Source organism: Vibrio sp. 1249-1 (assembly GCF_033340495.1).
On sequence record NZ_JAWOWJ010000023.1, the window covers coordinates 26,948 to 48,914 of the forward strand.

19 protein-coding genes are annotated in these 21,967 nt (G+C 45.4%); 4 read left to right on the forward strand and 15 right to left on the reverse strand.

Annotation, left to right across the window (positions count from 1 at the left end; translation table 11 throughout):
- Positions 1-470 precede the first annotated feature (470 nt).
- Positions 471-845, forward strand: a complete 375-nt coding sequence (locus R7Z50_RS22810) for a hypothetical protein (RefSeq protein ID WP_005381401.1) — start codon at positions 471-473, stop codon at positions 843-845.
- Between the two features lie 57 nt (positions 846-902).
- Here R7Z50_RS22810 and trpS read toward each other — a convergent pair whose 3' ends face one another.
- The 5 genes from trpS to nsrR form a co-directional block, all read right to left on the reverse strand.
- Positions 903-1,919 (reverse strand): tryptophan--tRNA ligase, encoded by a 1,017-nt coding sequence (trpS, locus tag R7Z50_RS22815; protein WP_005381398.1) that lies wholly within the window; start codon positions 1,917-1,919, stop codon positions 903-905.
- Positions 1,920-2,035: 116 nt separating this feature from the next.
- On the reverse strand, positions 2,036-2,722 hold the full coding sequence (locus R7Z50_RS22820; RefSeq protein WP_017633734.1) for a phosphoglycolate phosphatase: 687 nt from the start codon (positions 2,720-2,722) through the stop codon (positions 2,036-2,038).
- A 122-nt stretch (positions 2,723-2,844) separates the two neighbouring features.
- The gene (rlmB, locus tag R7Z50_RS22825) at positions 2,845-3,588 is read right to left on the reverse strand and encodes a 23S rRNA (guanosine(2251)-2'-O)-methyltransferase RlmB (protein ID WP_005381395.1); all 744 of its coding nucleotides are present in this window, start codon (positions 3,586-3,588) and stop codon (positions 2,845-2,847) included.
- A gap of 70 nt (positions 3,589-3,658) precedes the next feature.
- Positions 3,659-6,166: a ribonuclease R gene (gene rnr / locus R7Z50_RS22830; protein ID WP_318149265.1), complete on the reverse strand. Its 2,508-nt coding sequence runs from the start codon at positions 6,164-6,166 to the stop codon at positions 3,659-3,661.
- A 115-nt stretch (positions 6,167-6,281) separates the two neighbouring features.
- The gene (gene nsrR, locus R7Z50_RS22835) at positions 6,282-6,707 is read right to left on the reverse strand and encodes a nitric oxide-sensing transcriptional repressor NsrR (RefSeq protein ID WP_005381392.1); all 426 of its coding nucleotides are present in this window, start codon (positions 6,705-6,707) and stop codon (positions 6,282-6,284) included.
- A 157-nt stretch (positions 6,708-6,864) separates the two neighbouring features.
- On the opposite strand from nsrR, the gene hmpA reads away from it, so the two are divergent.
- Positions 6,865-8,049 (forward strand): NO-inducible flavohemoprotein, encoded by a 1,185-nt coding sequence (gene hmpA, locus R7Z50_RS22840; protein ID WP_318149266.1) that lies wholly within the window; start codon positions 6,865-6,867, stop codon positions 8,047-8,049.
- Between the two features lie 80 nt (positions 8,050-8,129).
- Here hmpA and motX read toward each other — a convergent pair whose 3' ends face one another.
- Together motX and R7Z50_RS22850 are read right to left on the reverse strand one after the other, a co-directional pair.
- Positions 8,130-8,765, reverse strand: a complete 636-nt coding sequence (motX, locus tag R7Z50_RS22845) for a flagellar protein MotX (protein WP_005381388.1) — start codon at positions 8,763-8,765, stop codon at positions 8,130-8,132.
- A 216-nt stretch (positions 8,766-8,981) separates the two neighbouring features.
- Complete coding sequence (locus R7Z50_RS22850) at positions 8,982-10,298, reverse strand: adenylosuccinate synthase (RefSeq protein ID WP_005381385.1); 1,317 nt, start codon at positions 10,296-10,298, stop codon at positions 8,982-8,984.
- Between the two features lie 172 nt (positions 10,299-10,470).
- On the opposite strand from R7Z50_RS22850, the gene R7Z50_RS22855 reads away from it, so the two are divergent.
- On the forward strand, positions 10,471-10,656 hold the full coding sequence (locus R7Z50_RS22855) for a DUF2065 domain-containing protein (RefSeq protein WP_005381383.1): 186 nt from the start codon (positions 10,471-10,473) through the stop codon (positions 10,654-10,656).
- A 63-nt stretch (positions 10,657-10,719) separates the two neighbouring features.
- Here R7Z50_RS22855 and hflC read toward each other — a convergent pair whose 3' ends face one another.
- The 8 genes from hflC to tsaE all read right to left on the reverse strand — a co-directional run bounded on the left by hflC (position 10,720) and on the right by tsaE (position 19,867).
- Positions 10,720-11,700 (reverse strand): protease modulator HflC, encoded by a 981-nt coding sequence (gene hflC, locus R7Z50_RS22860; RefSeq protein ID WP_005381382.1) that lies wholly within the window; start codon positions 11,698-11,700, stop codon positions 10,720-10,722.
- Positions 11,701-11,702: 2 nt separating this feature from the next.
- A complete protein-coding gene (gene hflK / locus R7Z50_RS22865) occupies positions 11,703-12,908 on the reverse strand; it encodes an FtsH protease activity modulator HflK (protein ID WP_017633728.1) in 1,206 nt (401 codons plus the stop codon).
- A 45-nt stretch (positions 12,909-12,953) separates the two neighbouring features.
- Positions 12,954-14,243 carry a ribosome rescue GTPase HflX gene (gene hflX / locus R7Z50_RS22870; protein WP_005381380.1) on the reverse strand — a complete coding sequence of 430 codons (1,290 nt, stop codon included), beginning with the start codon at positions 14,241-14,243 and terminating at the stop codon, positions 12,954-12,956.
- A gap of 38 nt (positions 14,244-14,281) precedes the next feature.
- Positions 14,282-14,545: an RNA chaperone Hfq gene (hfq, locus tag R7Z50_RS22875; RefSeq protein ID WP_005381379.1), complete on the reverse strand. Its 264-nt coding sequence runs from the start codon at positions 14,543-14,545 to the stop codon at positions 14,282-14,284.
- 194 nt (positions 14,546-14,739) lie between these two features.
- Positions 14,740-15,672 (reverse strand): tRNA (adenosine(37)-N6)-dimethylallyltransferase MiaA, encoded by a 933-nt coding sequence (gene miaA / locus R7Z50_RS22880; protein ID WP_047103958.1) that lies wholly within the window; start codon positions 15,670-15,672, stop codon positions 14,740-14,742.
- A complete protein-coding gene (gene mutL, locus R7Z50_RS22885) occupies positions 15,669-17,681 on the reverse strand; it encodes a DNA mismatch repair endonuclease MutL (RefSeq protein ID WP_225478165.1) in 2,013 nt (670 codons plus the stop codon). The genes miaA and mutL overlap by 4 nt, the downstream gene beginning before the upstream one ends.
- Before the next feature lie 18 nt (positions 17,682-17,699).
- Positions 17,700-19,409, reverse strand: a complete 1,710-nt coding sequence (locus tag R7Z50_RS22890) for an N-acetylmuramoyl-L-alanine amidase (protein ID WP_025768796.1) — start codon at positions 19,407-19,409, stop codon at positions 17,700-17,702.
- Positions 19,403-19,867 (reverse strand): tRNA (adenosine(37)-N6)-threonylcarbamoyltransferase complex ATPase subunit type 1 TsaE, encoded by a 465-nt coding sequence (tsaE, locus tag R7Z50_RS22895; RefSeq protein WP_005381372.1) that lies wholly within the window; start codon positions 19,865-19,867, stop codon positions 19,403-19,405. The genes R7Z50_RS22890 and tsaE overlap by 7 nt, the downstream gene beginning before the upstream one ends.
- A 276-nt stretch (positions 19,868-20,143) precedes the next feature.
- Here tsaE and queG point away from each other — a divergent pair, with 276 nt between their 5' ends.
- Positions 20,144-21,271, forward strand: coding sequence for a tRNA epoxyqueuosine(34) reductase QueG (gene queG, locus R7Z50_RS22900; RefSeq protein WP_005381370.1), 1,128 nt, complete (start codon positions 20,144-20,146; stop codon positions 21,269-21,271).
- Positions 21,272-21,967: the final 696 nt, after the last annotated feature.

A 21,967-nucleotide genomic window follows, 5' to 3' on the forward strand; every position in this document is an offset into this window, starting at 1 on the left:
TATTTATGAAATAAATAAGAATGAGTAATTAAAGCCGTGAAATGAATCACATGTGAATATAAGAAAATATGCCAGAGCATCCCATTCAAACATTTTTTGTAATAAATACAGAGCGCTATTGATAAACAAATCAGAATTTAGATTGATTACTCAGTTTACTTTTTCAATTCATGTTAAGGAGTAGAAAATACATCACTTGTTGAGTTGCTTATTAACCCAACCGTTCCTGTTACAAATAAAAAATATAATTAGTCACTAATTTAGAATGCTTTAATTTTCACTTGTATCACTGTTCAAGCCCAAGAATCTATTACTCGCTTCGTTCTCTCTTATACAGGCCTCTCATACTTCAAAGTTTTCATGATTTATTCAATAACTTTTCATTACTCACTAGCCAAAAACATACACAAAAGATATAACACCTGCGCGAGACAATAAGATCTCATTAGCTGTAAACCCAGGAACGACAAATGAAAAAAATTCAACGCAGTGTGCTAGCTCTCTCCCTACTTGGCTTGATAGCGGGGTGTCAGTTGACCGCCAGTGAGCCACTTCAACCTACGGCGAATCAAGACATCATCGAATCAGCCAAAAATGAACTGGATGGTATTGAAGAGCTAGAAGTCAGTGACGAGGGTGTTATTACCTTTACTCAGCGTCTAAGAACGCCAGGAACCTACTGGATTCCAGCGAGAATTAAAGAACTCAGCTACGATATATCATGCGTACAGCTTAGTTACTTCATTGATAGAGGCATGGTTGTGAAGTCTGCCTTTCTAGGGGCTCGAGGACGTGTTGAATATTACGACATGGAACGCTGTATGAAAGACACACCATTTCAGTAATACAGGCATAAAAAAAGCTCCACCAAAGTGGAGCTTTTTCGTATTCGTTCTTAGCAACTATGGGCGAGCTACAAAACCTACTGCTTCGTATGCTTTCTTAAGCGTTTCAGCCGCTCGTGCCGAGGCTTTCTCAGCGCCTTGCTGCATTACCTCGTCCATGTAAGCACGATCAGCGCGAATACGGTGATATTCTGCTTGAATTGGCTCAAGCATTGCTACAACTGCCTCACCAACATCTTTCTTAAATGGGCCATACATTTCTACGCCTTGGTACTTCGCTTCAATCTCTTCGAAGCTCATGCCTGTCGCCGCAGAGTACAGACCCATTAGGTTAGCAATGCCCGCCTTGTTCTCGATATCATGACGGATACTTGGTGGCGTTTCGGTATCGGTTTGCGCTTTGTTGATCTTCTTAAGGATCGACTTAGGCTCTTCCAGCAGCGTGATAACGTTCTTACGGTTGTCATCAGATTTAGACATCTTCTTCGTTGCGTCTTGAAGGCTCATTACACGCGCATTTACTGTCGGAATGTAAGGCTCTGGAACTTGGAAGATTGGCTGCTCTGGCGAGTAAATATTGTTGAAACGCGTTGCGATATCGCGCGCTAATTCTAGATGTTGCTTCTGGTCACTGCCTACAGGTACTTGGTGTGCACCGTAAAGCAAAATGTCAGCCGCCATCAACACCGGGTAGTCAAATAGGCCGACGTTTACGTCATTCGCGTAACGTGCCGATTTGTCTTTAAACTGAGTCATACGGCTCAGCTCACCCATTTGAGTGTAGCAGTTAAGAAGCCAACCTAATTGAGCATGCTCTGGTACATGTGACTGAACAAATAGCGTGCTCTTCTTCGGGTCAACACCAACTGCCAGACAAATTGCCAGTGCGTCTAGAGTTGCTTCATGCAGCGCTTTAGGGTCCTGACGAACCGTAATCGCGTGAAGGTCTACCACACAATATTGGCAATCATAATCGTCTTGCATCTGCTGCCATTGACGTAGAGCACCCAAGTAGTTACCGATACTTAGTTCACCTGAAGGTTGAACACCACTCAATACAATGGGTTTGCTCATTAGAATGATTCCTTTGACTTCTTAATCTAATTAAATGAAAAAAACCGTGCAGTAATAGGTGCACGGTTTACTCAGTGTACTCATTAACGAGTATTTTGGAAGCTCTTTTGTAGCCGTTATGCAGAAACCGCTACAACGTCCAATAATTCTGCCAAACTGTCAGCGACGAAATCTGGATTTGATGCTGAAATAGGTTCACCGTGGTTGTAACCATATGTCAGACCAAATGAGGCACAGCCTGCATTCTTTGCTGCGAGAATATCGTTTTTCGAGTCGCCAACCATCAGCATTTCACTTGGTTGGGTTTGGTGCTTTTCCATCAACCAGTTCAATGCTACTGGGTTTGGTTTTTTCTCTGGGAATGCATCACCGCCAAGGACATCAACGAAGTATTTTGCGATGTCGTGCTTTTCCAAAACGTCAGGCACAAACTTTGAAGGTTTGTTGGTCACCAACGCCATAACAAAGCCCGCTTTGTGCAGCTCTGCTAGTGTCTCTTTTACCGTTGGGTAAAGATGACTTAGCTTGTGACCGCTTTGCTCGTAGTAATCATCAAACAATACACGCGCTTTAGCACGAAGCTCTTCACTCAGCTCCGGGTTGATGGTCAGGCTTTGGCTTAATGAGCGACCAATAAGCACGTCTGCACCGTTACCCACGTAATCACGAACTTGTTCTTCTGAAACCGATGGAAAGCCAAGCGCCTGTACTGCTTGGTCTGCCGCGACAGCTAGATCTGGCACGCTATCAAGCAAAGTACCATCTAGATCGAAGGCGATGAATTTAATGTCTTGTTGAGTCATAACTTCCCTGAGGATTTTTATTTATAAATCGGTGAAAACGACAAAGGATGGCACCCCATCCTTTGTTTTTATCATTATGTCTAACTTTGCAGTAACTGTTTGTTTATTAACTTATTTAGCACTTACTTTGCAGCAATACGCTGACGAACTGCCTCAAACAAACAGATGCCGGATGCCACAGATACGTTCAAGCTTGAAACGCTACCAGCCATTGGGATCTTAATCAAATCGTCGCAGGTTTCACGAGTCAGACGACGCATACCGTCACCTTCTGCCCCCATTACGATAGCAAGGGGTCCAGTCAGTTTGGCTTGGTAGATGTCGTGCGTTGCTTCACCCGCAGTACCAACAAACCAGATGCCTTTCTCTTGCAATGTACGCATAGTACGAGCCAAGTTCGTTACTCGGATCAATGGTACGACTTCAGCTGCACCACAAGCGACTTTACTTACCGTCGCATTCATTGGCGCAGAACGATCTTTCGGTACGATGATCGCCGCAGCACCTGCCGCATCTGCGTTACGTAAACACGCACCAAGATTGTGTGGATCGGTCACTCCGTCTAACACTAATAGCAGTGGTGATTCGTGCTGCGCCAGGATGTCATCTATATCGTTCTCATTCAGCTGCTTCGCTGGTTTCACACGAGCGATGATGCCTTGGTGATTTGCACCGCGCGCTTTGTCATCCAAAGTTTTACGTGTCATCTGCTGAATAGAAACACCACAAACCTGAAGATCATTTAGGATTGGCATTAGGCGATCATCTTGACGACCTTTTAAAACGTACGCCTCGATAAAACGCTCTGGTTCGCGCTCCAATACCGCCTTCACTGCGTGAATGCCGTAGATAAATTCGTTACTCATTGTTTAACCTGTTGTTCTGGTCGTATTGCCTGCGCCAACCAAGTTTGAACTAAGTTGGCGCTTCAACCTACTACTGCGCTTCTTTTTTAGTGCGCTTGGTTTTCTTCGGCTTACTGTGCGGCTTCTTTTTACGTGCTTTTTTCACTTTAGGCTTCTCGTTGCCTTCGGCGTCACCACGTTTTGGGCCATTACGCTTACTCGTTGCGCCCGTTTCTTCTGGGCGTTTAGTTGGCTCTATCGCAGGAACTGCACGAGCCGCGCCACCTTCCTTCGATGAAGAGCGAGTCGCAGCGCGTTTTTTATCTTTCGCTTTGCGCTTTGCTTCCGCTGCGCGTTTCTTCGCAGTCTTACCTTCGCCGCGTAGCTTACGACTTGTTTCGACCAATTCAAAGTCAATTTGCTTATCATCGAGGTTAACAGCCAGTACTTTTACTTTTACTGCATCACCTAAGCGGTAGATGTTACCGAAACTTTCACCAATAAGTCGTTGACCAATCGGGTCAAATTGATAGTAGTCGTTCGCAAGGGTAGAAATATGTACCAAACCATCGATGTGCAAATCCGTTAAACGTACAAAGAAGCCAAAGCTAGTGACATTAGCAATAACACCGTCTAGTTCGTCACCGACGTGGTCTTGCATATATTCACACTTCAGCCAATCCGCAACATCACGTGTTGCATCATCAGCACGGCGCTCTGTCATCGAACATTGTTCGCCGTAAAAATCCATGTCGTCAAACGAGTAATGATAGCCACCTGTTGGTGTCCAGCGATCTTGATTACGACCTTCTTCTTTAGCAATCAGATACTTGATTGCACGGTGAAGTAACAAGTCAGGGTAACGACGAATTGGCGACGTAAAGTGCGCATAGCGTTTCAATGCCAACCCAAAGTGCCCCGCGTTATCTGCGTTGTATACCGCTTGCTTCATTGAGCGTAGCAGCATGGTCTGAATCAACTCTTGATCTTGACGCCCGGAGATTTGACGTGCGAGATCAGCATAGTCCGTTGGTGAAGGCTCTAAACCACCTTTTAGCTCAAGACCAAGTTCACTTAAGAAGTCACGGAAACCTTGCAGGCGTAATTCACCTGGAGATTCGTGGATACGATAAAGCGCGGGCTCTTTCGCTTTTTCTACCAGCGATGCCGAAGCAATGTTGGCTAAAATCATACATTCTTCGATGATCTTATGCGCGTCATTACGAATTACTGGCTCAATACTTTCGATTTTTCGTTCCGCATTGAAAATAAATTTGGTTTCAACGGTTTCAAATTCGATTGCACCGCGTTGATCTCGTGCTTCTTTCAGCACTTTGTACATCTTGTGCAACTCTTCTAGATGAGAAACAAGCGGCTGGTAGCGCTCACGTAGTTCTTCATCCCCTTCTAGAATCGCGCTCACTTTGCTATATGTGAGACGAGCGTGCGAGTTCATCACCGCCTCGTAATGCTTGTAACCAGACAGCTTACCTGTATCGGAAATGGTCATTTCGCACACCATACACAAGCGATCTACTTGCGGGTTAAGCGAACATAGACCGTTCGACAGTACTTCTGGCAACATCGGCACAACTTGCGACGGGAAATATACTGAGTTACCACGATTGATCGCTTCTTTGTCCAACGCAGAGTCAGGACGAACGTAGTAACTGACGTCAGCAATCGCTACCCATAAACGCCAACCACCTTCTTTGTTCTTTTCACAGTAAACGGCATCATCAAAGTCTCGTGCGTCTTCGCCGTCAATGGTCACTAGTGGCAAATCACGTAGATCCACACGACCAACTTTCGCTTCTTCTGGTACTTCTTCGCCTAAGTTTTCGATTTGTTTATCGACGGCTTCTGGCCATTCGTGAGGGATTTGGTGTGTACGAATCGCAATTTGTGTTTCCATACCTGGTGCCATATTTTCACCAAGGACTTCAACCACTTTACCCATCATGCCGCGTGAGCGTGAGCCACGATCAGTAATTTCAATTACGACTACGTTACCCATGCGTGCACCCGCTTTGTGCTCATTTGGGATCAGGATATCTTGGCTGATACACGAGTCATCTGGGACAACATAGGAGTATCCATATTCAAGGAAGAAACGACCAACGATTTGATCATTGCGCTCCTCTAGCACACGCACCAAACGTCCTTCACGGCGGCCGCGCTTGCTGTTGTCTGTCGGTTGCACTAAGACAAAATCACCGTGGATGATGTTCTTCATCTGATGGTGCGGTAACAGAATATCATCATCCTTGCCGACGCTGCCTTCTGGACGTACCCAACCATGGCCATCACGATGACCAATCACGTAACCTTTCACCATTTCAAGTTTTTCAGGCAATGCATAGCACTGACGGCGGGTAAACACCAGTTGGCCATCTCGCTCCATCGCACGTAGCCGACGACGCAACCCTTCGTATTGCTCTTCGCCCTCAAGCTTTAGTGCCTCAAACAAGTCGTTACGATTCATTGGAACGCCCGCTTGCTCTAGAAACTCGATGATAAACTCTCGGCTTGGAATTGGATTTTCGTAATTTTTGGATTCACGATCTGCAAAAGGATCGTTTGGAATATTGTCTGACATAGGCACGCCTATCTAGCAAGGAAGGTATATGGCTAGTATATCTGAGTCTCTCGATAAGCTACAGAATTGCTTTGAAAAAAGAATGATCGAGATCGACTCTAGGCATGCAAATGAGTTAAGGACGAGCCAGCAAGATCAAAAGTTCAGAATTGTCACTGAGCAAGGATTCAATCGTGCAGTCATCCAACTCCGCCAGGAAGGCACTTTTTGCTTTCGCCAATTTATCTTTGAGGCGGCAAGCAGGGGTAATATGGCAAAAATCCACACCACAGTTGACTAAATCTAACGGCTCTAAATCGCGCACAACACCACCGACTGTGATTTCAGACGCTGGCTTCATCAGCCGGATACCACCGTTTTTTCCGCGCACGGTATGGACATAACCCAACTGCCCTAACCGATTGATAACTTTAACCATATGGTTGCGTGACACACCAAATAAATCCGTCACTTCGGTAATGCTGGTTAACTCATCTTCCGGCAACGAAGCCAAGAAAATTAAGGTTCTCAACGCATAATCAGTGAAACTAGTTAACTGCATATTCTCTCCCAAAGTGCGACTCAATAGCCCGCTGGTGATGCTAAAACCCCAAACTTGAGCTATCGATAAAAGTGTAAATCTTTTCTTGATCGAAAGATACATTTGAGATACAACTTTAAACATGCATTATAAATACAACTTAAAGTAGGAAGCCCTTATGCTCAGCAATCAAACTATCGAGATCGTCAAAGCGACCGCACCACTCATCGCCGAAACAGGACCAAAACTGACCGCGCACTTTTACGAGCGTATGTTTACTCATAACCCTGAGTTGAAAGATATTTTTAACATGAGTAACCAGCGTAACGGCGATCAGCGTGAAGCATTATTCAACGCTATCTGTGCCTATGCTGCCAATATTGAAAATTTGCCAGCTCTGCTTGGCGCAGTAGAGAAAATTGCGCATAAGCACACGAGCTTTTTGATCACAGAAGATCAGTACCAAATCGTTGGTAAACATTTACTTGCGACAATCGATGAGCTTTTTAATCCAGGTCAAGAAGTGTTGGATGCTTGGGCTGAGGCTTACGGCGTACTTGCGAATGTATTTATTCAGCGCGAAGAACAAATTTACCAACAAAATGAAGCTTTGGAAGGCGGCTGGCGCGGTCTACGCGAATTTGAATTAGTCGATAAAAAGATTGAGAGCGAACACATTTGCAGCTTTGTATTCAAGCCAACCGATGGCCAAAAAGTGGCGTCGTATAAACCGGGGCAATACCTTGGCATCTACATCAACAGTGACCAGTTAGAAAACCAAGAAATTCGCCAATATAGCCTGTCTTCTGCGGTCCAAGAGAACACCTACCGTATCTCGGTAAAACGTGAAGAAGGTGGAAAAGTATCGAACTACCTGCACGATAACCTGAACATTGGCGAAAAAGTGCAGCTTGCGGCCCCTGCCGGTGATTTCTTTATGGATGCCGAACCACAAACACCCGTTGTTCTAATATCTGCTGGTGTGGGACTTACTCCAACGCTGTCAATGCTAGAAAGTCTCTCAGCACATCAAGCACCTGTAACTTGGGTTCATGCAACAGAAAATGGCCAACAGCATGCTTTCAAGCAACACGTAAACCAACTCGTTGCAGAAAAAGAAAATATGAATGCGCTCATTTGGTATAACCAACCAACGGCAGAAGACAAACTAGGTGAAGACTTCCACTTCACGGGCTTTGTCAATCTGCATGAAATTGAAGCTGCATTAAAGCAAGATAACGTGCAGGTGTACTTCTGTGGCCCTGTAGGATTTATGCAGCACATAGCGAAACAGCTATTAGAACTTGGCGTACCAGAAGAGCAATTCCATTACGAATGCTTCGGTCCACACAAAGTGGTTTAAGCGCTATCAGCTATCGGGAAAACAACAAAGCCCACGTGACGTGGGCTTTGTTGTATGAAGTAGTTTGCAATATTGAAGCGTTACCAAAAGGTGTCTCGCCGTTTAGCTCGAGCAATAACGTTTTGTGGCATGCGCTGTTCAAGGCCGTTTCTCAATACAGTTATGCGCTTATGCTGCCGCTTATCTGCTGTGACAGAGTTATATAACCAACGATACGCATCTTCGTAATCGAGTGGACTGCCATAATCACGTAAAAGCAACTCGGCCAGATGAATACGCGCGTTTAGGTTTCCCATTGACGCAGCTTCTCGCAAATATGGAATTGCACGTTCTTTATCTTGCTGTACTAAAGTGCCACGCGAATAGTATCGGCCAATCTGCTCTAGTGCAGCTGGTAACCCCTGATGCGCTGCATTTTCGATGTAGTAAAGACCCAGTTCGACATCTTGCTCGACACACACCCCCCAAGCCAACATATCTCCGTACAGAAATTCATAAGCGGGTAAGTTAATTCGAGTCGCACGAGCTACGATATCCTCCACCAGCTGGCAGTTATCAGCGCGCACACGTTGTAAGTGCTTATTTTGCTCAATAAGCTTTATCAGCTCTGCTTCGGTATAGATCGGAACTGGTGCCCCCACATCAGCAACATTGGCTTTCACTGTGGTAGCAACCAAGGTCAACAACAGTGAAGCAGCCACTGTTCGTAACTTCATAAACGTACCCTTAAGGTATCTAAGAAACCAAAGATCGGTGAAGGATCTCCTCTGCTTGATAACCTTATCGGCAAAAAACAGCTAAGCTTTAGACAATTTTTGCCTCTGATTTAGGCTCAGCGGCAAAAGCTTGCCATATGAGAGTCACGCTGTTTTTGTTCAGATACAAAAAAGCCGACCAGAAGGTCGGCTTTTGCAATCTTTAACGGCTATCAATTAAGCTTCGAATGGGTGAACTTTGATGATAGTTTCGTTACGGTCAGGACCTGTAGAGATGATGTCTACTGGAACGCCAGTTAGCTCTTCAATACGCTTGATGTAGTCAAGAGCGGCTTGTGGTAGAGCATCTAGTGACTTAGCACCAAATGTGTTCTCAGACCAACCAGGCATTGTTTCGTAGATTGGCGTTGCTTTTTCGAATGCTTCAGCAGCCATCGGAGAAACTTCTAGCACAGAGCCATCTTCCATCTTGTAACCAGTACAGATTTTTAGCTCTTCTAGACCATCTAGTACGTCTAGTTTAGTTAGACAGAAACCAGATACAGAGTTGATTTGGATTGCACGACGCATAGCAACAGCATCGAACCAACCTGTACGACGTAGACGACCAGTTGTCGCACCGAACTCGTGGCCAACTTCACCTAAGTGCTTACCAATTGGATCTTGCTTATCTAAACCGTCGTATAGTTCAGTCGGGAATGGACCAGCACCAACGCGAGTACAGTACGCTTTTGCGATACCCAAGATGTAACCGATGTGACGAGGACCAAAACCAGAACCTGCAGCAACACCACCAGCTGTCGTGTTAGAAGACGTTACGTACGGGTAAGTACCGTGGTCGATATCAAGTAGTGTACCTTGTGCGCCTTCGAACATGATCTTGTCGCCGCGCTTACGTGCTGCGTCTAGTTCGTCAGTTACGTCGATAACCATTGAAGTTAGTAGCTCAGCGTAGCCTTTCGCTTGCTCAAGTACTTCTTCGTAGCTTACTGGCTCCGCTTTGTAGAAGTTAACTAGTTGGAAGTTATGGAACTCCATGACTTCTTTTAGCTTCTCTGCGAAAGTCGCCATATCGAATAGGTCGCCAACGCGTAGACCACGACGAGCAACTTTATCTTCGTATGCTGGACCGATACCACGACCAGTAGTACCGATAGCTTTTTTACCGCGAGCGATTTCGCGAGCTTGGTCCATTGCAACGTGGTAAGGAAGAATTAGCGGACATGCTTCAGAAATGAAAAGACGCTCGCGTACTGGAATACCGCGCTCTTCAAGAGGCTTCATTTCTTTAAGTAGAGCTTCAGGTGATAGTACAACACCGTTACCGATAACACATTTTACGTTATCGCGAAGGATACCTGATGGAATTAAGTGAAGAACGGTTTTTTCACCGTCAATTACGAGAGTGTGACCTGCGTTGTGACCGCCTTGGTAGCGTACCACGTATTTTGCATCTTCAGTTAAAAGGTCTACGATTTTACCTTTACCTTCGTCACCCCATTGGGTGCCTAGAACGACTACGTTATTTCCCATCTTTCCAAGTCTGATTGCTAGTTAAAAATGGATTCTAGCACCGAATCACGCTTCTTGCAGTCATTTTTTGTTCACAGAGTTGCTACCAGAATGTCATCTTGCCGCTTTGTTCATTTTGAAATCAGCATATCACTGATAGTATTTAGCTTTCTCTATTCGACTGGAAAGCGCTATGTCTGAATCCATATGGTTGGCGATTGGGCTCGTCTTGATCGTGGAAGGCATTGGGCCACTGATTGCTCCTAACGGTTGGCGGAATATGGTGGCTCAATTAAGTGAACAACCCAACAATCAGCTACGACGCATCGGTGGCTGCCTAGTAGTTGCTGGAGCCGTCATCGCCATCATGATGAGCTAGCACTTAGCATCAGATACAAAAAAGGCTCCCTAAGGAGCCTTTTATTTCAATGAGACGCGGAGATTATTTCTCCATGCTGCCCTTCGACTGGTTCATGTATTGGAAGAACTCACTCTTCGGATCAAGCACCAGAATATCGCTCTTAGAGCTGAAGGACTTCTCATACGCACGTAGCGAGCGTAGGAAGCTAAAGAACTCAGGGTCTTTGTTGTACGCTTCAGCATAAATCTTCGCAGCTTCAGCATCCGCCTCACCTCGTGTCACACGCGCAGTTTTATCAGCTTCAGCTAGAATAGTTGCTACTTCTAGTTCTGCTTGAGCACGAATAACTTCCGCTTTTTCACGACCTTGAGAACGGTGCTTACGAGCAACGGACTCACGCTCCGCACGCATACGACGGTAGATAGACTCACTGATTTCATCAGGCAGGTTGATTTTCTTCATTCGGAAATCAACGACACGAACACCCAAGTCTTTCATTGCGCTTTCACGCGTGTCCTTCAATACTTCAGACATGATTAGGTCGCGTTCACCATCAATCTCAAGCGCTTCACGAGCCGCTTCAGTTGCGACAACATCAGCACTTGCGTCTTCTGGTAGCACATCATCGTTACGTGGACCAGATACGATCTGTTTGATTTCACGAGCACCGATTTCAGAACGAAGCACGTCCGTCACTTTACGCTCAAGTAGTGCCTCTGCCGTTAGCGAGTTACCACCGCCAGTCGCGAGGTAGTAGCGACCAAAATCTTCAATACGCCACTTCACGTAGGTATCAATGATAACGTCTTTTTTCTCAGACGTTACGAAACGGTCTGCACGGCCATCCATTGTTTGGATACGTGCATCAAGTTGTTTCACACGGTCAAACAAAGGCATCTTGAAATGCAGACCAGGCTCGTAAATTCGAGTGATGTCGTTGTTGTCTTTCAAGACACGACCAAATCGAACCACGATACCACGCTCACCTTCAGGAATCACAAACAAAGACATCAACATTAATGCCAGTGCGATTACCAGTACAGGGATCATTAACTTACGCATTCTTAGTATCTCCCTTGACGTGAACCTGTTGAACGAGACTGCGTGTTCGAAGTGTCTTCTTGTGTACGATCAGACTCAAGTTGAATTTGATCATAGGTTGAAGATGACTTCGATTTACGTTTGGTATCTGCTTTGCCCTCTTGTCCCGCCAACTTATCGATTGGAAGGTAAAGAAGATTGCCGCTTGATTCCGAGTCAATCAACACTTTCGAAGTGCTTGAGTACACCTCTTCCATTGCGTCAATGTACAGACGATCACGCGTTACACCAGGCGCTGCTTGGTATTCTGGTAATAGTTTTTCGAACTGTGCTACCTGACCAAGAGCCTCGTTAGTGACACGCTCATTGTAACCTTGTGCTTCTTTCTTCAAACGCTCTGCACGACCCGTTGCCTTAGGCAAGATTTCGTTCTTGTATGCTTCAGCTTCACGAATGAAACGCTCTTCATCCTCACGTGCTGCGATTGCATCATCAAACGCATCTTTCACTTGCTCTGGTGGACGAGCAGACTGGAAGTTCACATCAACAAGTACCAGACCCATATCATAGCTATCAATGATTTGGTTCAGTGTTTCTTGCGTAGTTTGACGAATTTGCTGACGACCACTGGTTAGAATGCTATCCATCAATGAGTCACCAATTACTGCACGTAGTGCAGAATCCGTTGCTTGACGCAAGCTGTCGTCTGCATTGGTTACACGGTACAAGTATTTGTATGGGTCAGTCACTCGGTACTGAACATCCATCGCAACTGTTACAACGTTTTCATCTTTGGTCAGCATTAGACCAGATGCACGTAGTGAACGAATCGCTTGTACGTTTACCGCTTCGTACTCATCAATAAAGCGAGGACGCCAGTTAAGACCTGGGTCTACGATACGATCGTATTTACCTAAACGCAGTACAACACCACGCTCTGCTTCACCGATGGTGTAAAAACCAGCGAAGAACCAAACTGCAACAGCAATCAGAGCAATCACGCCAAAGCCAATTGCACTACCACCACCGCCGCCGATTGGAGAACCACCGCCGCCTTTTTTACCAAACTTGCCGCCCAGCTTTTGACTCAGTTTGTTGAACACTTCATCTAAATCTGGCGGACCTTGATCTCGGCCACCAGGACGCTGGCCACCACGATTATTATTACCCCAAGGGTCATTATCGCGGCCATTGTTGCCGTTGTTATTTCCAGGCTCATTCCACGCCATTAGAAAGCTCCATCATTTGATATGACGTTATACTGTAGCAGTCCTTTAAGTGACTATAAAGCCAGTCAAAACTGCCCCTTCTCTTTTTTCAAGTCTAGACCAATCTACTTGCTGCATTCGAATATCGATCAACAAGTTACCATCCTGGTCATATTCCTCACGTTGAATACACTTCATTTGGAAGAAGGTACTACGGAATCGTCCTTGATACTGTGGAGGAATTCGCAACTGATGCTCGACCATTTGTGACGCCAGACGTTCCGTCAGAGCCTCAAACAGGACATCAATGCCCAACCCATCCATTGCTGAAACCCAAACTGCGCGAGGTACGCCTTCCTCGTCTCGTTCTATACGTGGTTTCTGCGAATCTAGATTGTCGATTTTGTTCATGACAACCAGAGTCGGCACTTCATGCGCGTCGATCTCTTCTAGTACTTCATGAACAGCTTGAATATTCTCACGAAAACGCTCATCACTGGCATCAACAACATGTAACAAAATGTCAGCTTCTTGCGTTTCCTGCAAGGTTGCCTTGAAGGCCGCAACCAAGTCGTGTGGCAAATGTCGAATAAAACCAACCGTGTCTGCCAAGATGGCAGGACCAACATCTGCTAACTCTATCTTACGTAAAGTCGGGTCCAAAGTAGCAAATAATTGATCAGCCGCGTACACGCCAGCTTCTGTAATACGGTTGAAGAGTGTCGACTTACCCGCGTTGGTGTAACCCACAAGTGAAACCGTTGGGATTTCAGCTCGATTTCGGGCGCGGCGCCCTTGTTCACGCTGCTTCGCTACTTTGTCTAAGCGTCGCAGGATGGCTTTGATTCTGTCACGCAATAAGCGACGGTCGGTTTCCAGCTGGGTTTCACCCGGGCCACGTAAACCGATACCACCTTTCTGCCTTTCAAGGTGTGTCCAACCACGAATCAAACGAGTAGAGATATGACGAAGTTGAGCCAGCTCTACCTGTAGCTTACCTTCGTGTGTTCGAGCTCGTTGAGCAAAGATATCGAGAATAAGACCAGTGCGGTCGAGAACTCGACATTGGCACAGTGCTTCGAGGTTACGTTCTTGGGCAGGAGAGAGGGCGTGATTAAAAATCACAATTTCGGCACCCGTTGATTGTACCGCTGTAGCAATCTCTTGGGCCTTACCCTCTCCGACATAGTATTTAGGGTGTGGGGATTGACGACTACCAGTTACCACTTGTAGCGCCTCTACCCCAGCAGAAGAAACCAGCATTTCGAACTCAGCCAGATCTTCCCATTCACCTTCTTGCGTGAAGTTGATATGAACAAGTACGGCTCGCTCACCGGATTCATAACGGTCAAACAAGCAATCAACTCCTTATTTTAAAAATACTCGATGAAGAATTAATCTTCAGATTTCTCTTGTGGACGCTCACCTTGTGGACGTTCACCGCTGTGATGGCTCACTGGACGAGCCGGCACAACTGTTGAGATCGCGTGCTTGTACACCATTTGGTTAACAGTATTCTTCAGCAGGATCACAAATTGATCGAATGATTCGATCTGACCTTGTAGTTTAATACCATTCACAAGGTAGATAGATACCGGGATACGCTCACGACGTAGCGCGTTTAGAAATGGGTCTTGTAGAGATTGCCCCTTAGCCATTTTTATTTTCCTTATTTAATTTGTAGTTGTAATTATTTAGCTAGTGGTGCAATGCAAAAGATACGGCTTTTGCATCTGAGCTAAACGAATCAAAAATGCACTCTAAGTAATTAGCAGCATAGTATAAAAACCGCCAACAACAGATCCTTTGAGAGTGCGTTCACGCAAAAACGATCACATTATACACAGCTATGTCAATCAGATGCTATTGCTTCCGACATCGTTTCTAATGCCTGTTCAATGTTCTCGCTATCCAACCAAGTTAAATCATCCCAGCTGCGTAACCAGGTGATTTGACGCTTGGCCAATTGACGAGTCGCGCATACGCCACGAAATACCGCTTCGTCACGTGTACACTCCCCATCTAAATACTCCCACATCTGTCGGTAACCGACGCATCGTATGGAAGGAAGATCGGGGTGAAGATCTTTTCGCGAATATAACGCTTTCATTTCTTCTTCAAAGCCCGCTTCCATCATCTTCTCGAAACGGAGTTCAATCCGACGGTGAAGTTCTGCCCTATCCTTGGGAGCTATTGCAAACTGCTTGACTCGGTATGGTAGGCTTTCACCTTTCGTTTGAGTCAATTCAGTCAAAGTTTTACCTGAAATGCGAAAAACTTCCAATGCCCGAGATAAACGTTGGGGATCATTGGGATGGATTCTCGCGGCTGACACAGGATCAACCTCTTTGAGTTCATCGTGCAACACTGACCAACCTTTAGTCAATGCCTCTTGTTCAATTTGCTGACGAATTTCAGGATTTGCAGCAGGAAGTGGTGATAAACCTTCAAGTAACGCCTTGTAATACAGCATTGTTCCACCCACAAGAAGTGGAATTTTTCCTTCTGCAACAATATCATCCATCGCTTTCAATGCATCTCGACGAAAGTCGGCGACAGAGTAAGATTCACTTGGATCCAAAATATCTATCAAGCGATGAGGCGCCAAACTTAACTCTTTTTCATCCGGTTTCGCCGTACCGATATCCATCCCTTTGTAGATCAAAGCAGAATCAACACTGATGATCTCAATCGGAAATTTTTGACGAAGACGAATCGCCAGCTCAGTTTTGCCTGATGCAGTTGGCCCCATTAAAAATAGCGCCAAAGGTAGTTTATCTGTCATGGTTTTAATTTGGCTATCGTGGCAGAGAAATCAACAGCGGATACGAATTTTGTATCTTCTAATGGCAATTGACCATGTCTTAGCTGTTCAAGTTCCGCAATAATTTGAATGGCTTCAGAAAAAGTATAGTGACTCTTCACTGTCGTGACCTGTAATGCGAGCCAATCTATCAACTCAGACAGCATCTGAGCCGCTGCTATACCTTCGTTCACACAAGATTGCGCGTAAGATAACAGATCTGGTACTAAATTTTGTAAGTTTTGTTGACGCAGCGGAGCTGGGACGCCCATCACCATTAAGGCGTGCTCGTTTCTCGCTTTCAATTGAATACCAAGCAATGCCAAATCTTGTTGATAATCTTGGGCCAGTCTCACTAATTCGGGCTCTAACTTAATAGATAGAGGAACAAGCAGAGGTTGTGCCTTGAGTGCACCATCGCTTGGAGTGAGCTGGCCTTTTACACGATAAAATTCTGCTCTAGGTAACGAGACTAACGCCGCCCCACTGTCACTGCTCATCAAAACAAATTGTTCATCGACCACCATCAGCGCTTTGCCTAATGCAGTAATCGATGGCATTGATGTGTGCGAAGTTATCGTTTGGGGCGCTATTGGAGTGACTGCCTGAGCCTCAAACTCTGGCGTTTTCAGCAGCTCGTGATAAGCGCGTACTTCTTGTTTAGTTGGCGCTGGTTCTACGTGGCGCTCTTTACTGTGACTTGGCTTTGGTGCAGGTTTGGATTCCACCCAATCATTACGTTTGAATGACTCCACTACGCGCGCCTCTCGCACGGAGGTTTCACTAGGACCGCTATTACGAGGCTTCACTTCATAATCACTGCGTCCAGGATAAGCCGGTGTACTCTCTATCGCTTGATAAACCCGCTCTGGTACTGGTGAAGATGCTGGCTCTTGTACTTTTTCAGGCTCTGGCGAATGCTCAATCTCTTCGGATTCAGTCTGTTCCACGCGATGAAATGCCGATTCATTCACCTGTGGTTTATCAATCACAGCGCTTTGTGAAAGTGCATCCGTCAGAGCTTGATAGATGAAATCATGCACCAAACGAGCTTGGTGGAAACGCACTTCATGCTTAGCAGGGTGAACATTCACATCTACTTGGTGCGGATCTAGCTCAATAAAGAGCACATACGCAGCAAACTGATCTGGCTTTAAGCTCATTTCATAGCTTTGACGAATCGCGTGATTGATTAATTTGTCACGCATCATTCGGCCATTCACATAGCAATATTGTAAATCGCTTTGCTGCCTTGCTCCCTCTGGCGTGGTAATCCACCCATGTAGATTTAACCCTTGATGCTCAAGCTCGATTCTGAGCATGTGTCGAACAAACGCGTTACCGCAGACAGCTGCAATACGTTTTTCGGTTTGAAGCTGATTTTTCGCCGCACGATATTGACGAATGATCTTGCCGTTGTGGCGCACATTGATGGTGACATCAAAGCGGCTTAACGCAATGCGTTTCAATAACTCATCAATATGAGCAAATTCGGTTTTCTCCGTACGAAGAAACTTGCGACGCGCTGGAGTATTAAAAAATAAGTCCAACACTTCAACAGTCGTGCCAATCGGGTGCGCTGCTGGCTTAAGCTTCACCTGCATATCACGCCCTTCGGAGTAAGCACTCCAAGCTTCTTCTTGTGCCGCAGGACGCGACGTGAGCGTCAAACGCGAGACTGAGCTAATACTGGCTAACGCTTCACCGCGAAAACCTAGACTCATAATGGCTTCGAGATCATCTAAGGTATGTATCTTAGATGTCGCATGACGACTGAGCGCTAAGCCGAGTTCATCTTTCGCGATACCTTTTCCGTTATCACGAACACGAATCAGCTTTGCGCCTCCTTTCTCGATATCGATATCGATTCGAGTTGCGCCAGAATCAAGACTATTTTCAACCAGCTCTTTAATCACAGAAGCAGGTCTTTCGACCACTTCCCCTGCGGCGATTTGGTTTGCAAGTCTGGCTGGCAAAATTTTAATCGTCATAATGAGTTAGAAGCTCACCTACTTGTTTGGAATGATCAGGACTTGCCCAACCGCTAGCTGATCAGAGCGTAAGTTATTCGCTTTACGAATGCTCGATACGCTAACGCCGTATTTGGACGCTATTTTGCCAAGGAACTCACCCCGAGAAACCTTGTGCTTACGAATCGGTTTATCTTTTACCGCGACCGTTATCTTCAACTTTTGCCCTACCCACAAGGTATCTGACTTCAAGTTATTCTCTCGGCGGATATCTGAAACCTTCACTTTATAGTGATTCGCAATCTTACCTAAGAACTCACCAGACTTAACCTTGTGCGTAATGGTTTCTGTCTCAACAGTAATCGGTTTACTTGGCACTTTAATCGTACCAGCAGAAGGAATGTTGAGCTTCTGACCAATTGCCAAGCCTGTCGACTTCAAGTTGTTTGCCGACATCAGCGCTTTAGAGCTAAGCCCATATTTGTTCGCGATCACCGATAATGACTCGCCACGCTTTACAATATGTACCATTGGCTTCGCTGAAGGCGAGAACACCGTACCCTCTGGTGGGTTATCTTTTAAGTACTTGACGACCGCCTTAGTGATAGCCTGAGCTAACTTATCTTGGTGCGCTCGTTGAAACAGTAAACGCTCTTCTGTTGGGTTAGAAATAAAGCCCGTTTCCACTAGCACAGACGGAATCTGTGGAGAGCGTAAAACCGCAAGGCTGGTGTTGATCGGTTTGGTGTTATGCAGGTGCGCAACACGTCCCATCTCACCTAGGATTTCTGTTGCCAGCTTATAGCCTTCTTTTTGTGAATGACTAAACTGCAAGTCCAACAAAGTTTGGTTCACGTTACGATCTTTTGTCTTCGTGAAGAACGCATTACCCGAGCCGCCCAATAACTCAGACTGTTTCTCATGGTTCTCGACCCAACGAGCAATTTCGGTATTTGCACGACGAGTATTTAGTACGAAGACCGATCCACCGCGAGGCTTCGGTGAAGTAAACGCATCTGCGTGAATGGAAATCAGCAAGTGCGCATCATTTTCACGAGCAATCGCGACACGACGGTTTAAGTTTACAAAATAATCTCCCGTACGAGTCATGCGCGTTTTAATACCAGGAGTCGCATCGAGCTGAGCAGCAATTTTTCTTGAGATACTCAATACCGCATCTTTCTCGTACTTACGACGTGAAGGGCCAATAGAGCCAGGGTCTTCCCCACCGTGACCAGGGTCGATAACAATTAACACTTCTTGAGCTCGTTGAACTGAACTCATGTCTTTGCTGGCCGCCGCTGGCTTACTCGGTTTAGAGGTCGATGCCTTCTTACCGTGCGGTAAATCAATCACCAAGCGGTGACCATACTGCCCACCTGGTGTTGGGCTTAATTTAAATAATTCCGCTTGAACGCTCTTTTTTAGTTCAAACACCAAACGATAAGTGCCCTTCTCTGGAGGCGAGCTTTTTCGTACCAGTTTTAAAACAGGGCTATCCGTAACAGTAACAGGCAGTCTGGCCTGCATCGTCGTGCTTTTTAAATCCACGACAAGGCGATCCGGCCCTGATAAAGAGAAATAGGAATAGTCAGCTTCCGAGCCTAAATCGATGACAACACGCGTTTCATCAGGTGAAGGCCAAACTCGAAAACTCTTAACGACGTTAGCAAATGCTAAATTGGGGATGAGAAGGAGAAAAGTGGCGACAAACGTCGCCACTACTCTAAAATTTGAAAAACTCAACATAGCTCCAATCGACTGAGTAACTGCACACCATAATCATTATTAGCTGTTAGTTCGGCTACACGTTGCTCACCTTGGTAGCGAATGTTTACATCAAGATCCGGTTGTGGCAGTAAGCCATGCCCTTTTTCAGGCCATTCAACCAAGCAAATCGCATCGTCTGTGAAATAGTCTCGAATACCCATAAACTCAAGCTCTTCAGGATCCGCAAGACGATAAAGGTCGAAGTGATATACTTGCCACTGATCCAACTGGTACGGTTCGACTAGAGTATAAGTTGGACTTTTCACGTTACCTTGATGACCAAGAGCACGGACAAAACCACGACTAAAGGTTGTTTTACCTGCACCCAAATCACCATGCAGATAAATTGTGGTTTGCTGGGAACAAAGCTGAGCCAAAGCGGTGCCTAGTGCAACCGTTTCATGCTCATCTTTTAAATTGAATTGTTTCGTGCTCATTGATGCTTCTCTAACTAATGATCGTTGACTATATAAAAATCAAAAGAACAGGAATAGTAAACCGTGTTGGTTTTGAGAGACAAGCTTTCAAATGTCATATGTGCGAAAAAAGTATCCAATAAACGGTATCTTAATCATCTTAGTATCGACCTAGATTTAGAATATATGCAAATGACTTCAATAAGCAGTATTCACAACATCAAAAACGTACCTAACTGGGTAGCACCAAAGCCAGAGATCCGTTAAGATCCGCCCCCCTTTATTCCGGTGGTTAACATGAACTACGAACAACTCGCACAACAAATCAAAGTTTGGGGAAAAGAACTCGGCTTCCAAAAAGTTGGGATCTGCGACGTTGATCTGAGTGAACATGAAGCAGCACTACAAAAATGGCTTGATGCAGGCTATCACGGCTCAATGGATTGGATGGCTCGTCACGGTATGATGCGTGCTAGACCCCATGAGCTACTCCCGGGAACCGTTCGTGTTATCAGCGTCCGGATGGACTATCTGCCACCAGAGGCTCAATTCGCTTCGAACCTCGCGAATAAAAGTCATGCCTATATTAGCCGCTACGCACTAGGGCGCGATTATCACAAGCTCGTCAGAAAGCAGCTAAATAAGCTCGGCAAACTTATTGAACAAGAGGTTGGTCAATATGGTTACCGACCTTTCGTTGATTCCGCACCAATATTAGAGCGACCTCTCGCCCAAAAAGCGGGCTTAGGTTGGACCGGGAAACATTCCCTGATTTTAGATCAAGACTGTGGATCGTGGTTCTTTTTAGGTGAACTACTTATCGACTTACCACTACCCGTAGATGAGCCAAGCGTTGATCAGTGCGGTAAATGCAAAGCATGCATTACATCATGTCCAACACAAGCCATCGTTGAAGACAAAGTTGTCGATGCCAGGCGTTGTATCTCTTATCTCACCATCGAGTTCGATGGCGTGATTCCTGAAGAGTTTCGAAAGCCAATGGGTAACCGCATTTATGGTTGTGACGACTGTCAATTGGTTTGCCCATGGAACCGCTACGCCGACATAACGGAGCAAGATGATTTCCACCGTCGTGACAGTTTCAAAAACCCTGACCTCGTCGACATGTTTAACTGGGATGAAGCGACTTTTCTAAAAAATATGGAAGGCTCCGCTATCCGTCGTATTGGTCATATACAGTGGCTACGTAACATCGCTGTCGCACTTGGTAATGCAGAATATAGTCAGCGAATCATAGATGCGCTGGAAAGTCGGCAAGGTGAAAATAAATTACTTGATGAGCACATTAAATGGGCTTTGACAGAGCAACTGAATCAACTCCCCACTGAGAGTAATTCATCTATAGAGACGAAAAAGCAACGCTTAATAAGGATAGTCGAGAAGGGACTGCCGAGAGACGCATAGAGCGTAGTCTATATGCAAGAGATTGAAAGTACTTTTGCATGTTCAATTCATGACCTTGTTCTCAATTTTGTAATGTGGAAAAAAATTTGAGATTCAAGAAAAACAAGCTAGCAGAAAAAAGTTAAACACAGCTCGGAGAAATGACTAGGATCAAAAAAATACCAGTTAATGATCGTATTTTAACGTACTCGATCCGACAAAAAACTTATTTTTTCTTTATATAACAAAGATTTAATTGATATTTCTTTGTTATTTCAACTTCACTTTAGAGAAAAGATCTTTCTTCCCCATCATAAAAAGTCAAGCTAAAAACACTTTATCAACCAACTTATCCACAGAACGACGTATGTGGATAACTCTGTTAATTAAAGTAGATAAAACACGCGAAGCCTCATCATACTTGTACGTCAGCCGATTCATATCGTGTTTTAAACACAAACGAAATCGTCCGACATCATATGATGCGGATAAAAGTTTAGCTTTTGGGGATTCATGCTTCGCAGCATTATGAAAAGAGCGATGTGATTGGTTGCGAGAAGCAGGCGTTGAATCAAGCGGCGCATCCGTAGACGACTTAACAATTGTATACTAAATAAGTACTCAATCTATCGTCTTGTATTTGGTTGCGGGGGCCGGATTTGAACCGACGACCTTCGGGTTATGAGCCCGACGAGCTACCAAGCTGCTCCACCCCGC